Annotated in this window: 12 protein-coding genes; all 12 read left to right on the plus strand. The window is 61.0% G+C overall.

Annotated features, from left to right (window positions below; translation table 11 throughout):
• Nucleotides 1-15 precede the first annotated feature (15 nt).
• Nucleotides 16-1,149, plus strand: coding sequence for a tRNA 2-thiouridine(34) synthase MnmA (mnmA, locus tag P7C00_RS21180; protein ID WP_404937306.1), 1,134 nt, complete (start codon nt 16-18; stop codon nt 1,147-1,149).
• Nucleotides 1,146-1,769 carry a high frequency lysogenization protein HflD gene (gene hflD / locus P7C00_RS21185; protein WP_011062179.1) on the plus strand — a complete coding sequence of 208 codons (624 nt, stop codon included), beginning with the start codon at nt 1,146-1,148 and terminating at the stop codon, nt 1,767-1,769. The genes mnmA and hflD overlap by 4 nt, the downstream gene beginning before the upstream one ends.
• A 119-nt stretch (nt 1,770-1,888) precedes the next feature.
• Entirely contained in the window at nt 1,889-3,259 is a 1,371-nt protein-coding gene (gene purB, locus P7C00_RS21190; RefSeq protein ID WP_110723301.1) for an adenylosuccinate lyase, read from the plus strand.
• 83 nt (nt 3,260-3,342) lie between these two features.
• Nucleotides 3,343-4,509 (plus strand): cupin domain-containing protein, encoded by a 1,167-nt coding sequence (locus P7C00_RS21195; protein ID WP_346635087.1) that lies wholly within the window; start codon nt 3,343-3,345, stop codon nt 4,507-4,509.
• Complete coding sequence (locus P7C00_RS21200) at nt 4,502-4,924, plus strand: GNAT family N-acetyltransferase (RefSeq protein WP_016964775.1); 423 nt, start codon at nt 4,502-4,504, stop codon at nt 4,922-4,924. Before P7C00_RS21195 ends, P7C00_RS21200 begins: the two co-directional genes overlap by 8 nt.
• A 176-nt stretch (nt 4,925-5,100) precedes the next feature.
• Nucleotides 5,101-5,856, plus strand: coding sequence for a secretin N-terminal domain-containing protein (locus tag P7C00_RS21205; protein ID WP_346635088.1), 756 nt, complete (start codon nt 5,101-5,103; stop codon nt 5,854-5,856).
• Between the two features lie 514 nt (nt 5,857-6,370).
• Nucleotides 6,371-7,696 (plus strand): isocitrate lyase, encoded by a 1,326-nt coding sequence (gene aceA / locus P7C00_RS21210; protein WP_025126589.1) that lies wholly within the window; start codon nt 6,371-6,373, stop codon nt 7,694-7,696.
• A 619-nt stretch (nt 7,697-8,315) separates the two neighbouring features.
• Complete coding sequence (locus P7C00_RS21215; RefSeq protein WP_011062185.1) at nt 8,316-8,729, plus strand: NADH-quinone oxidoreductase subunit A; 414 nt, start codon at nt 8,316-8,318, stop codon at nt 8,727-8,729.
• Nucleotides 8,730-8,739: 10 nt separating this feature from the next.
• Nucleotides 8,740-9,414, plus strand: coding sequence for an NADH-quinone oxidoreductase subunit B family protein (locus P7C00_RS21220; RefSeq protein WP_011062186.1), 675 nt, complete (start codon nt 8,740-8,742; stop codon nt 9,412-9,414).
• A 70-nt stretch (nt 9,415-9,484) separates the two neighbouring features.
• Nucleotides 9,485-11,266: an NADH-quinone oxidoreductase subunit C/D gene (gene nuoC, locus P7C00_RS21225; RefSeq protein ID WP_346635089.1), complete on the plus strand. Its 1,782-nt coding sequence runs from the start codon at nt 9,485-9,487 to the stop codon at nt 11,264-11,266.
• Between the two features lie 2 nt (nt 11,267-11,268).
• A complete protein-coding gene (nuoE, locus tag P7C00_RS21230) occupies nt 11,269-11,766 on the plus strand; it encodes an NADH-quinone oxidoreductase subunit NuoE (RefSeq protein ID WP_011062188.1) in 498 nt (165 codons plus the stop codon).
• On the plus strand, nt 11,763-13,118 hold the full coding sequence (gene nuoF, locus P7C00_RS21235; protein ID WP_253164795.1) for an NADH-quinone oxidoreductase subunit NuoF: 1,356 nt from the start codon (nt 11,763-11,765) through the stop codon (nt 13,116-13,118). Before nuoE ends, nuoF begins: the two co-directional genes overlap by 4 nt.
• Nucleotides 13,119-13,187 lie beyond the last annotated feature (69 nt).

A 13,187-nucleotide genomic window follows, 5' to 3' on the forward strand; every position in this document is an offset into this window, starting at 1 on the left:
ACCCATTGAATTCCTATGCGTGATCCAGCCCCTTCTGACACCCAAAAGAAGCGCGTCATTGTCGGCATGTCCGGCGGCGTGGATTCTTCCGTTTCCGCCCTCCTGCTGATGGAGCAGGGATACCAGGTGGAAGGCCTGTTCATGAAGAACTGGGAGGAAGACGACGGAACCGAGTACTGCACCGCCATGGACGACCTGGCGGACGCCCAGGCCGTGTGCGACAAGCTTGGCATCAAGCTGCACACCGCCAACTTTGCCGCCGAGTACTGGGACAACGTGTTCGAGCACTTCCTGGCCGAATACAAGGCCGGCCGCACGCCGAACCCGGACATCCTCTGCAACCGCGAAATCAAGTTCAAGGCGTTCCTCGACTACGCCATGATGCTCGGCGCCGACTTGATTGCCACCGGGCACTATGTGCGTCGTCGCGACATCGACGGCCGCACCGAACTGCTCAAGGGCCTGGACCCAAACAAGGACCAGAGCTACTTCCTCCATGCCGTTGGCGGCGAGCAGATCGCCAAGACCCTGTTCCCGGTGGGCGAGCTGGAAAAACCCGAAGTGCGCGCCATCGCCGAGAAACACGACCTGGCTACCGCCAAGAAGAAAGACTCCACCGGCATCTGCTTTATCGGTGAGCGGCGCTTCAGCGACTTCCTCAAACAGTACCTGCCAGCCCAGCCCGGCGAGATCAAGACTACCGAAGGTGAAGTCATCGGCCGCCATCACGGCCTGATGTACCACACCATCGGCCAGCGCCAGGGCCTGGGCATCGGCGGCCTGAAAGATGCCGGCGAAGAGCCGTGGTACGTGCTGATCAAGGACCTGGAGCACAACGAACTGATCGTTGGCCAGGGCAACGATCATCCCTGGTTGTTCTCCCGCGCCCTGCTGGCCTCCGACATCTATTGGGTCAACCCCATCGACCTGAACCAGCCACGACGCCTGACCGCCAAGGTGCGCTACCGCCAGAGCGACCAGGCCTGCACCCTGGAAAAGACCGCCAACGGCTACCGCGCCACCTTCGACGATCCACAGCGCGCCGTGACACCCGGCCAGTCCGTGGTGTTCTACGACGGTGAAATCTGCCTTGGTGGCGGCGTCATCGAAGTGGCCGAACCCTGGAGCAGCAAGGACGTCCGTCCATGAGCCCGATTCAGGAGCAATTGACGGCGCTGGGTGGTGTATTCCTCGCAGCGGTGCTGGTGGACCGCATCGCCAAGACCGGCCAGGTCAGTGAAGCTGCCTTGAGCTGCATGCTCGGTAGCCTGCTGATTCGCGACCCGAAAGACACCCTGGAAGTCTACGGCGGCGACGACATCAACCTGCGCGAGGGCTACCGCGCCCTGATCGGCGCCCTGGAGCGCGACCCCAGCACCCTGCAACGCGAGCCCTTGCGCTACGCGCTCTCGATGCTCGGCCTGGAGCGTCAGCTGGCCAAGCGCGACGACCTGCTGGAAACCATTGGCAAGCGCCTGCCGCAGATCCAGTCCCAGGTCGAACACTTCGGCCCGGCCCACGAAAACGTCATTGCCGCGTGCGGCGGGCTGTATCAGGACACCCTGAGCACCCTGCGCCAGCGTATCCAAGTCCACGGCGACATGCGCAACCTGCAGCAACCGAGCAACGCCTCGAAGATCCGCGCCCTGCTGCTGGCCGGCATTCGTTCGGCGCGCCTATGGCGCCAGTTGGGCGGCCATCGCTGGCAACTGGTGATCAGCCGGCGCAAATTGCTTAAAGAGCTGTATCCGTTGATGCGCAGCAGCTGAGCTGCGCCTGATTTTTCAAGAGCTGCGCGTAAGACGCTGGTCAGTTGGCAACGGACCTGCGGATATTTTCATGTATGATACGCGCCCCATTTCGTTGCCCGACTGTCCGAGAACACCCCATGCAGCTCTCTTCGCTCACTGCGGTTTCCCCTGTTGACGGCCGCTACGCCGGCAAAACCCAGGCCCTGCGCCCCATTTTCAGCGAATACGGCCTGATCCGTGCTCGCGTCCTCGTTGAAGTGCGCTGGCTCCAACGCCTGGCCGCCCATAGCGCCATCAGCGAAGTGCCGGCGTTCTCCGCCGAAGCCAACGCTGTCCTCAATGCCCTGGCAGAGAACTTCTCCCTGGAGCACGCCGAGCGCGTCAAAGAGATCGAGCGCACCACCAACCACGACGTCAAGGCCATCGAGTACCTGCTCAAGGAACAAGCCGCCAAGCTGCCTGAGCTGGCCAACGTCAGTGAATTCATCCACTTCGCCTGCACCAGCGAGGACATCAACAACCTGTCCCACGCCCTGATGCTGCGCGAAGGCCGTGATGAAGTAATGCTGCCGCTGATGCGCCAGACCGCCAACGCCATCCGTGAACTGGCGATCCGTTTCGCCGAAGTGCCGATGCTCTCGCGTACTCACGGTCAGCCGGCCTCCCCGACCACCCTGGGCAAAGAACTGGCCAACGTCGTGTACCGCCTGGAGCGTCAGATCGCTCAGGTCGCTGCCGTGCCGCTGCTGGGCAAGATCAACGGCGCCGTGGGCAACTACAACGCCCACCTGTCGGCCTACCCGGACATCGACTGGGAAGCCAACGCCCGCGCCTTCATCGAAGACGAACTGGGCCTGGCCTTCAACCCCTACACCACGCAGATCGAGCCGCACGACTACATCGCCGAGCTGTTCGACGCCATCGCCCGCTTCAACACCATCCTGATCGACTTCGATCGCGATATCTGGGGCTACATCTCCCTGGGCTACTTCAAGCAGCGCACCATTGCCGGCGAAATCGGTTCCTCGACCATGCCGCACAAGGTCAACCCGATCGACTTCGAAAACTCCGAAGGCAACCTGGGGATCGCCAACGCCCTGTTCCAGCATCTGGCGAGCAAGCTGCCGATCTCCCGCTGGCAGCGCGACCTGACCGACTCCACCGTACTGCGCAACCTGGGCGTGGGCTTTGCTCACAGCGTGATTGCCTACGAAGCCAGCCTCAAGGGCATCAGCAAACTGGAGCTCAACGCCCAGAAGATCGCTGAAGACCTGGACGCTTGCTGGGAAGTCCTGGCCGAGCCGATCCAGACCGTGATGCGTCGCTACAACATCGAAAACCCTTACGAAAAACTCAAGGAACTGACCCGCGGCAAGGGCATCAGCCCTGAAGCGCTGCAGACTTTCATCGACGGGCTGGACATGCCTGCCGCGGCCAAGGCCGAGCTGAAGAAGCTCACCCCGGCCAGCTACATCGGCAATGCCGTGGCCCAGGCCAAGCGTATCTGACCGATTGCTCGACCTTTTGACGCCCGGCCGCGCCGGGCGTTTTTATTCCTGCTAGAAAAGTACACTTTTTCAATAGGTTACACATGAATCCTGATATTCCACTTCAACTTCTGGGCGGCATCACTGCACGGGAATTTCTGCGTGACTACTGGCAGAAGAAGCCCCTGCTGATCCGTCAGGCCCTGCCTGACTTCGAAAGCCCGATCGAACCCGACGAACTGGCCGGCCTGGCCCTGGAAGAAGAAGTCGAATCGCGCCTGGTGATCGAGAACGGCGAGCGCCCCTGGGAACTGCGTCGTGGCCCCTTCGCCGAAGACGAGTTCAGCAAACTGCCGGAACGCGACTGGACCCTGCTGGTCCAGGCCGTGGACCAGTTCGTACCGGAAGTCGCCGAGTTGCTGGAACACTTCCGCTTCCTGCCGAGCTGGCGCATCGACGATGTGATGATCAGCTTCGCCGCACCTGGCGGTAATGTCGGTCCGCACTTCGACAACTACGACGTGTTCCTGCTGCAGGGCCACGGTAAGCGCAACTGGAAGATCGGCCAGATGTGCGACTCCGAAAGCCCGCTGCTGCAGCATGCGGACCTGCGCATCCTCGCCGAATTCGAAGAGACCGAAAGCTGGGTCCTGGAGCCGGGTGACATGCTCTACCTGCCACCGCGCCTGGCTCACTACGGCGTCGCGGTGAATGACTGCATGACCTACTCGGTGGGCTTCCGCGCTCCAAGCGCCGCCGAAGTGCTGACCCACTTCACCGACTTCCTCGGCCAGTTCCTGCCGGACGAAGATCGCTACACCGATGCCGACGTGCAGCCGGCCAGCGACCCGCACCAGATCCAGCAGGACGCCCTCGATCGCCTCAAGGGCCTGCTGGCCGAGCACATGAGCGACGAGCGCCTGCTGCTGACCTGGTTCGGCCAATTCATGACCGAGCCACGCTACCCGGAACTGGTGGTCGGCCCGGAACTGGAAGAGGACGACCTGCTGGGCAGCCTGGAACAGGGCGCTATCCTGATCCGCAATCCAAGCGCGCGCCTGGCCTGGTCGGAAGTGGATGAAGACCTGCTGCTGTTCGCCAGCGGCCAAAGTCGCCTGCTTCCCGGTAAACTGCGCGAGCTGCTGAAAATGATTTGCGCCGCTGACGCCCTGCATATCGACAACCTCGGCCCCTGGCTGGCGGATGAAGATGGGCGCGGCCTGCTGTGTGAACTGGTCAAGCAAGGGAGCCTGGGGTTTGCCGATGAATAAGATTCACGTACGTGTCGCAGACTGGCAAAAGGATAACGCCGAGATCCGGCGCATTCGTGAAGCAGTGTTCATTGCCGAACAATCCGTTCCACCCGAGCTGGAGTGGGACGCCGACGACGACAGCGCCGTGCACTTCCTGGCCTTCGAGGGTGATTTCCCTATCGGAACCGCACGCTTGCTGCCGGACGGCCATGTCGGCCGGGTATCGGTGCTCAAGGACTGGCGCGGCCTCAAGGTCGGCGATGCGCTGATGCGCGCAGTGATCGACGAAGCCGAGAAACGCGGCCTGAAGCAACAGATGCTCAGCGCCCAGGTCCAGGCCACGCCGTTCTACGAGCGCCTGGGCTTCTCGATTGTCAGCGAGGAATTCCTCGAAGCGGGAATCCCCCACGTCGACATGGTTCGCGGCGCCTGACCGACCAGCCCTAGCGGCAATCGCCAGAACGAACGCCCCGCCATCCCCTTGCGCCCACCCGGCGCAAGACCAGGATGCCGGGGCGTTTTGCCGTCTAGGATTCAACTTGCCCCACCCAAAGCCGACAAAGTGTCAAACTCAAGGCTTTACGCCAGCTACTCGCGGAGATAACGGATATGTCCCTACGCACCTTGCTCACGACGCTGCTGCTGACCTTCAGCTGCTCGGTCATGGCCGCCACCGAGATCGTGCCCCTCAACAACCGCACCAGCGCCGATCTGCTGCCGGTGGCGCAGAACTTTCTTGGCAAGGACGGCAAGGTCAGCGCCTATGGCAACCAACTGATCGTCAATGCCGAACCGGGCAAGATCGCCGAACTGCGGGCTTTCATTGCGCAATTGGATACGGCGGCCAAGCGCCTGCTGATCACCGTCGACACCAATGAAAACAACTTCCAGGACAATCAGGGCTATTCGGTCAACGGCGCGCCTCAGACCCGAATCATCAATCGCAGCACCGAGAGCCGCGATGGCGGCATCCAACAGGTCCAGGCCAGCGAAGGCGTGCCGGCGCTGATCCAGGTAGGTCAGAGCGTCCCCCTGACCACCACCCAGACCGATCCCTACGGTCGCCTGCAAAACCAGACTCAATACCGCAACGTCACCCAGGGCTTTTACGTGACGGCCAGCGTGACCGGCGAGACCGTGCACCTGAGCATCAGCACCAACCGTGACCGCATGAGCCAGGAACGTCCCGATGTAGTGAACGTGCAAAGTACCGACACAACTGTCAGCGGGCGCCTCGGCGAGTGGATCACCCTGGCCGGGGTCAATCGCCAGACCCAGGCCGACAAACAGGCCCCGGGCCGCAGCTACTCGACTCAAGGGCGGGATGACATGACCTTGCGAGTCAAGGTCGACGCCTTGGACTAAAGCACCAAAAACTGACTGATTAGTCGTATTAGACCAAAGATGTAGTGCCATAAAAAAAGCACTACAAAACATTTGACGAGCCCAAAAACCGCGGGCATGATGGCCTCGCTCCCGCTAATCAGGGGCCCTGGCAAGGGCCTTCGGATCGCCGCTCTAACCTACCCACCTGAGCCGATTCGTGTCTGTACTGCCCACAAGGTGTGTTTGACGAGATTGCGACTGGAACGAAGTTGTCCCGAGGGACGGAAGCGTAATTAGGTCGATCGGCAACACACTGATGGAACGCACCAAGGCCCACGACGCCCGCATGCGCACCGCAGCTCGCCTTCACCTGCTCACTTTCCCCTCGAGCCCATCGTTCACCCGTCGCCATCCCCGCCAGACCCGACTTGACCACCTAAGCTTCCTGGTCAGCGAGCAGCCTTCCACGCAACGTTATGCTGCGTGATCGGCGGAGCCGGAATTTTCCAACCAAGAACGACTTTTTACACAAGACGCGACGAGGTTTATCTCCATGGCACTGACACGCGAACAGCAAATTGCAGCCCTTGAAAAAGACTGGGCTGAAAACCCGCGCTGGAAAGGCGTGACTCGCACTTACTCCGCTGCCGACGTGGTCCGTCTGCGTGGCTCGGTCCAACCCGAGCACACCCTGGCACGCATGGGCGCCGAGAAGCTCTGGAACCTGGTCACCCAAGGCGCCAAGCCGTCCTTCCGTCCTGAGAAAGATTTCGTCAACTGCATGGGCGCCCTGACCGGCGGCCAGGCTGTACAACAAGTCAAAGCGGGGATCCAGGCGATCTACCTGTCCGGCTGGCAAGTGGCTGCGGACAACAACTCCGCCGAATCCATGTACCCCGACCAGTCGCTGTACCCGGTGGACTCGGTTCCGACCGTGGTCAAGCGCATCAACAACTCGTTCCGTCGTGCCGACCAGATCCAGTGGAAAGCCGGCAAGAACCCGGGCGACGACGGCTACATCGACTACTTCGCACCGATCGTGGCTGACGCTGAAGCCGGTTTCGGCGGCGTGCTGAACGCTTACGAGCTGATGAAGAGCATGATCGAAGCAGGCGCCGCTGGCGTTCACTTCGAAGACCAGCTGGCTTCCGTGAAGAAGTGCGGCCACATGGGCGGCAAGGTACTGGTTCCGACTCAGGAAGCCGTACAGAAGCTGACCGCTGCCCGTCTGGCGGCCGACGTTGCCGGCGTACCGACCATCATCCTGGCCCGTACCGACGCCAACGCTGCTGACCTGCTGACTTCGGACTGCGACCCGTACGACCAGCCGTTCGTGACTGGCACCCGCACCCAGGAAGGTTTCTACAAAGTAAAAGCCGGCCTGGATCAAGCGATCGCCCGCGGCCTGGCTTACGCTCCGTACGCCGACCTGATCTGGTGCGAAACCGCCAAGCCGGACCTGGACGAAGCCCGTCGTTTCGCCGAAGCGATCAAGAAGGAATACCCGGACCAGATCCTGTCGTACAACTGCTCGCCTTCCTTCAACTGGAAGAAGAACCTGGACGACGCAACCATCGCCAAGTTCCAGCGCGAACTGTCCGCCATGGGTTACAAGCACCAGTTCATCACCCTGGCCGGCATCCACAACATGTGGCACAGCATGTTCAACCTGGCGCACGACTACGCCCGCAACGACATGACCGCCTACGTGAAACTGCAAGAGCAGGAATTCGCTGACGCCGCCAAAGGCTACACCTTCGTGGCTCACCAGCAGGAAGTGGGCACCGGCTACTTCGACGACATGACCACCGTGATCCAGGGTGGTTCGTCCTCGGTAACCGCTCTGACCGGCTCCACCGAAGAAGAGCAGTTCCACTGATTCCAGGCCTCGTGCCTTGATCGAGCGGCCAATGCAGACCCGCTAAAAACAACTGCATTGCTGTAAAGCTGACGCCCCGACCTGGTTCGGGGCGTTTTTTTTGCAAACCCACCCGTAGGAGCCGGCTTGCCGGCGAAGCGGGCTCCCCGCAACACCCACCCTCCCACTGGCCGGAAAATTCAGCGTCAAGCCGACTGCTGCGCAAAAGCCGACAAAAAATTGATCCAGAGCGGTGTTACCCGTAGCGAAACAGGTTAAAAGGTGCGCCCCTGCTACTTGCAGTAACAGGGATATAACAAGCAACTTTCCCACTCCCCGAAGGAAAGCAGATTAAAGCAACCTCTAAACAATATTGATTATCATTTAGACGCTGTAACTTTCGTTGCCGCAGCAACAAAACATAATTAACAAAACCTCCCCTAATGCCCACAGGCCGCGGCTTACGGGGCTACAGGGGTGAGCTATGTCCTTATTACGATAAACAATTTCGCTTTAGAAATTTTACTTGCCCGGTGTTTAGCCATAAAATCAGCGCGATTGATTGCGCTGCGACATATCGTCACTGCTTTATTTCTTTATCAAGCTCAGAGACTCTTGCTCTCTGTTAAGGATTACCAGCATGCCCGAAGCGACAGGACTCATGGCCCACAACTGGGGCTTTGCCATTTTCCTTCTGGGTGTTGTCGGCCTTTGCGCCTTCATGCTCGGCGTCTCCAGCCTCCTCGGGTCAAAAGCCTGGGGCCGCAGCAAAAACGAACCGTTCGAGTCCGGCATGCTACCTACCGGTGGCGCCCGCTTGCGGCTCTCAGCCAAATTCTATCTGGTCGCGATGCTCTTCGTGATCTTCGATATCGAAGCCCTATTTCTCTTTGCCTGGTCTGTGTCCGTCCGCGAAAGCGGCTGGACCGGATTCGTCGAAGCTCTCGTTTTCATAGCAATTCTGTTGGCAGGTCTTGTCTACCTTTGGCGAGTGGGGGCTCTTGACTGGGCTCCGGAAGGTCGTCGTAAGCGGCAGGCGAAGCTAAAACAATGAGGCTTTGGCGATGCAATACAATCTCACCAGGATCGACCCCGATGCTCCTAACGATCAGTACCCGATCGGCGAACGGGAAACCGTTTCCGATCCGTTAGAGGATCAGGTCCACAAAAACATCTTCATGGGCAAGCTGGAAGACGTGCTGAGCGGCGCGGTCAACTGGGGGCGTAAGAACTCCCTGTGGCCGTACAACTTCGGTCTGTCCTGCTGCTACGTGGAAATGACCACTGCCTTCACGGCGCCCCACGACATCGCGCGCTTTGGCGCCGAGGTTATCCGGGCATCGCCGCGTCAGGCAGATTTCATGGTTATTGCCGGCACCTGCTTCATCAAGATGGCGCCGATCATCCAGCGTCTCTATGAGCAAATGCTCGAGCCAAAATGGGTTATCTCCATGGGTTCGTGCGCCAACTCCGGCGGCATGTACGACATCTACTCCGTAGTTCAGGGGGTGGACAAGTTCCTGCCCGTGGACGTCTACGTACCTGGCTGCCCGCCCCGCCCTGAGGCATTCCTGCAAGGCTTGATGCTCTTGCAAGAGTCCATTGGCCAGGAGCGTCGCCCACTTTCCTGGGTCGTCGGTGATCAAGGCGTGTACCGCGCCGAAATGCCGTCGCAAAAGGAGCAGCGCCGCGAACAGCGTATTCAGGTCACCAACCTGCGCAGCCCTGACGAAGTCTGATCCAGATCTGTTCTCACGAAGAAACGACACTGGTTTCACTCTTTACGTTGACCGAAAGCGATAAAAAACCATGACTACAGGCAGTGCTCTGTACATCCCGCCTTATAAGGCTGACGACCAGGATGTGGTCGTCGAACTCAATAACCGTTTTGGCCCTGAGGCGTTCACCGCCCAGGCCACCCGCACCGGCATGCCGGTGCTGTGGGTTACTCGCTCCAAACTCGTTGAAGTCCTGACCTTCCTGCGCAACCTGCCCAAGCCGTACGTCATGCTCTATGACCTGCATGGCGTAGACGAGCGCCTGCGCACCAAGCGCCAAGGCCTGCCGGGTGCCGATTTCAGCGTGTTCTACCACTTGCTGTCGATCGAACGTAACAGCGACGTGATGATCAAGGTGGCCCTGTCCGAAGGCGACCTCAGCCTGCCGACCGTGACCGGTATCTGGCCCAACGCCAACTGGTACGAACGTGAAGTCTGGGACATGTTCGGCATCGACTTTGCCGGCCACCCTCACCTTTCGCGGATCATGATGCCGCCGACCTGGGAAGGTCACCCGCTGCGCAAGGACTTCCCGGCCCGCGCCACCGAGTTCGACCCGTTCAGCCTGACCCTGGCCAAACAGCAGCTGGAAGAGGAAGCCGCGCGCTTCCGTCCGGAAGACTGGGGCATGAAGCGTTCCGGTGCCAATGAGGACTATATGTTCCTCAACCTGGGCCCGAACCACCCTTCAGCCCACGGTGCCTTCCGCATCATCCTGCAGCTGGACGGTGAAGAGATCGTCGACTGTGTACCGGACATCGGCTACCACCACCGTGGTGCCGAGAAAATGGCCGAGCGTCAGTCCTGGCACAGCTTCATCCCTTACACCGACCGTATCGACTACCTCGGCGGGGTGATGAACAACCTGCCGTACGTGCTGTCGGTCGAGAAGCTGGCCGGCATCAAGGTACCGGAGAAGGTCGACGTCATCCGCATCATGATGGCCGAGTTCTTCCGCATCACCAGCCACCTGCTGTTCCTGGGTACCTACATCCAGGACGTCGGTGCCATGACCCCGGTGTTCTTCACCTTCACCGACCGTCAGCGTGCCTACACCGTGATCGAAGCCATCACCGGCTTCCGTCTGCACCCGGCCTGGTACCGCATCGGCGGCGTCGCCCACGACCTGCCCCGCGGCTGGGAAAAACTGGTCAAGGACTTCGTCGAATGGCTGCCCAAGCGCCTCGACGAGTACACCAAGGCTGCCCTGCAGAACAGCATCCTCAAGGGTCGGACCATCGGCGTTGCCGCCTACAACACCAAGGAAGCCCTGGAGTGGGGCGTCACCGGTGCCGGCCTGCGTTCCACCGGTTGCGATTTCGACCTGCGCAAGGCTCGTCCGTACTCCGGCTACGAGAACTTCGAGTTCGAAGTGCCGCTGGCTGCCAACGGCGACGCCTATGACCGCTGCATGGTTCGCGTCGAAGAGATGCGCCAGAGCATCAAGATCATCGACCAGTGCCTGCGCAACATGCCGGAAGGCCCGTACAAGGCGGATCACCCGCTGACCACGCCGCCGCCGAAAGAGCGCACCCTGCAGCACATCGAAACCTTGATCACGCACTTCCTGCAGGTTTCGTGGGGCCCGGTGATGCCGGCCAACGAATCCTTCCAGATGATCGAAGCGACCAAGGGCATCAACAGTTATTACCTGACGAGCGATGGCGGCACCATGAGCTACCGCACCCGGATTCGCACCCCAAGCTTCCCGCACCTGCAGCAGATCCCTTCGGTGATCCGCGGCAGCATGGTCGCGGACTTGATCGCGTACCTGGGTAGTATCGACTTCGTTATGGCCGACGTGGACCGCTAAGCATGAACAGCACGCTTATCCAGACAGACCGTTTCGCCCTGAGCGAAACCGAGCGCTCGGCCATCGAGCACGAGATGCATCACTACGAAGACCCGCGCGCGGCGTCGATCGAAGCCCTGAAGATCGTCCAGAAGGAACGTGGCTGGGTGCCGGACGGCGCGGTCTACGCCATCGGCGAGATCCTTGGCATCCCCGCCAGCGACGTTGAAGGTGTGGCGACGTTCTACAGCCAGATCTTCCGTCAGCCAGTGGGCCGCCACATCATTCGCGTCTGCGACAGCATGGTCTGCTACATCGGCGGCCACGAGTCCGTGGTCAGCCAGATCCAGAGCGAGCTGGGCATTGGCCTCGGCCAGACCACCGCCGACGGCCGCTTCACCCTGCTGCCAGTGTGCTGCCTGGGCAACTGCGACAAGGCCCCGGCGCTGATGATCGACGACGACACTTTCGGCGACGTGCAGCCTGCTGGCGTGGCCAAACTGTTGGAGGGCTACGTATGACCCTGACCTCTTTCGGCCCTGCGAACCGCATTGCGCGCACCGCAGAAACCCACCCCCTGACCTGGCGCCTGCGTGACGACGGCGAGCCCGTATGGCTCGACGAGTACCAGGCCAAGAACGGCTACGCGGCGGCCCGCAAGGCCTTCGCCGACCTGTCCCAGGACGACATCGTCCAGACCGTCAAGGATGCCGGCCTCAAGGGTCGCGGCGGTGCGGGCTTCCCCACCGGCGTGAAGTGGGGCCTGATGCCCAAAGACGAATCCATGAACATCCGCTACTTGCTGTGCAACGCGGACGAAATGGAACCCAACACCTGGAAAGACCGCATGCTGATGGAGCAACTGCCCCATCTGCTGATCGAAGGCATGCTGATCAGTGCCCGCGCACTGAAAACCTACCGCGGCTACATCTTCCTGCGCGGCGAGTACACCACCGCCGCCAAGCACCTGCGGCGTGCCGTGGAAGAAGCCAAGGCCGCGGGCCTGCTGGGCAAGAACATCCTGGGCAGCGGCTTCGATTTCGAGCTGTTCGTCCACACCGGCGCCGGGCGTTACATCTGCGGTGAAGAAACCGCACTGATCAACTCCCTGGAAGGCCGTCGCGCCAACCCACGCTCCAAGCCGCCCTTCCCTGCCGCCGTGGGCGTATGGGGCAAGCCGACGTGCGTGAACAACGTCGAGACCCTGTGCAACGTGCCGGCGATCATCGGCGACGGCGTGGAGTGGTACAAATCTCTGGCCCGCGAAGGCAGCGAAGACCACGGCACCAAGCTGATGGGCTTCTCCGGCAAAGTGAAGAACCCTGGCCTGTGGGAGCTGCCCTTCGGCGTGACCGCACGCGAGCTGTTCGAAGACTACGCCGGCGGCATGCGCGACGGCTTCAAGCTCAAGTGCTGGCAGCCAGGCGGCGCTGGTACCGGCTTCCTGTTGCCAGAACATCTGGATGCGCAAATGTATGCCGGCGGCATCGCCAAAGTGGGCACCCGTATGGGTACCGGCCTGGCCATGGCGGTGGACGACAGCATCAACATGGTGTCGCTGCTGCGCAACATGGAGCAGTTCTTCGCCCGTGAATCCTGCGGCTTCTGCACCCCTTGCCGCGATGGCCTGCCATGGAGCGTCAAGCTGTTGATGGCCCTGGAGAATGGCCAAGGCCAGCAAGGCGACATCGAGACCCTGCTGGGTCTGGTGGGTTTCCTCGGCCCAGGCAAGACCTTCTGTGCTCACGCACCGGGTGCCGTGGAGCCTTTGGGCAGTGCCATCAAGTATTTCCGTCCAGAGTTCGAAGCCGGCATCGCGCCTACCAGCGCCGCCGTCCCGCCTCTGGCCCGACCGATCGTAGTCGGCGCGTAACGCTTAGATGAGGGTGCAGGGTCCGTGCCCTGCGCTCGACGTGCGATGACGCCGTGAACGGCTGTGTTG

Origin of the sequence: Pseudomonas sp. JDS08PS003, assembly GCF_045013505.1 — a bacterium.
In the GTDB taxonomy this organism is placed as follows: domain Bacteria; phylum Pseudomonadota; class Gammaproteobacteria; order Pseudomonadales; family Pseudomonadaceae; genus Aquipseudomonas; species Aquipseudomonas protegens_B.

What these genes read in the sequence shown, in the direction of transcription:
- aceA (WP_025126589.1), top strand. Translation starts at nt 6,371, where the DNA reads ATGGCACTGACACGCGAACAGCAAATTGCAGCCCTTGAAAAAGACTGG.
- nuoF (WP_253164795.1), top strand. Translation starts at nt 11,763, where the DNA reads ATGACCCTGACCTCTTTCGGCCCTGCGAACCGCATTGCGCGCACCGCA.
- purB (WP_110723301.1), top strand. Translation starts at nt 1,889, where the DNA reads ATGCAGCTCTCTTCGCTCACTGCGGTTTCCCCTGTTGACGGCCGCTAC.
- P7C00_RS21220 (WP_011062186.1), top strand. Translation starts at nt 8,740, where the DNA reads ATGCAATACAATCTCACCAGGATCGACCCCGATGCTCCTAACGATCAG.
- P7C00_RS21205 (WP_346635088.1), top strand. Translation starts at nt 5,101, where the DNA reads ATGTCCCTACGCACCTTGCTCACGACGCTGCTGCTGACCTTCAGCTGC.
- hflD (WP_011062179.1), top strand. Translation starts at nt 1,146, where the DNA reads ATGAGCCCGATTCAGGAGCAATTGACGGCGCTGGGTGGTGTATTCCTC.
- P7C00_RS21200 (WP_016964775.1), top strand. Translation starts at nt 4,502, where the DNA reads ATGAATAAGATTCACGTACGTGTCGCAGACTGGCAAAAGGATAACGCC.
- nuoE (WP_011062188.1), top strand. Translation starts at nt 11,269, where the DNA reads ATGAACAGCACGCTTATCCAGACAGACCGTTTCGCCCTGAGCGAAACC.
- P7C00_RS21195 (WP_346635087.1), top strand. Translation starts at nt 3,343, where the DNA reads ATGAATCCTGATATTCCACTTCAACTTCTGGGCGGCATCACTGCACGG.
- mnmA (WP_404937306.1), top strand. Translation starts at nt 16, where the DNA reads ATGCGTGATCCAGCCCCTTCTGACACCCAAAAGAAGCGCGTCATTGTC.
- nuoC (WP_346635089.1), top strand. Translation starts at nt 9,485, where the DNA reads ATGACTACAGGCAGTGCTCTGTACATCCCGCCTTATAAGGCTGACGAC.
- P7C00_RS21215 (WP_011062185.1), top strand. Translation starts at nt 8,316, where the DNA reads ATGCCCGAAGCGACAGGACTCATGGCCCACAACTGGGGCTTTGCCATT.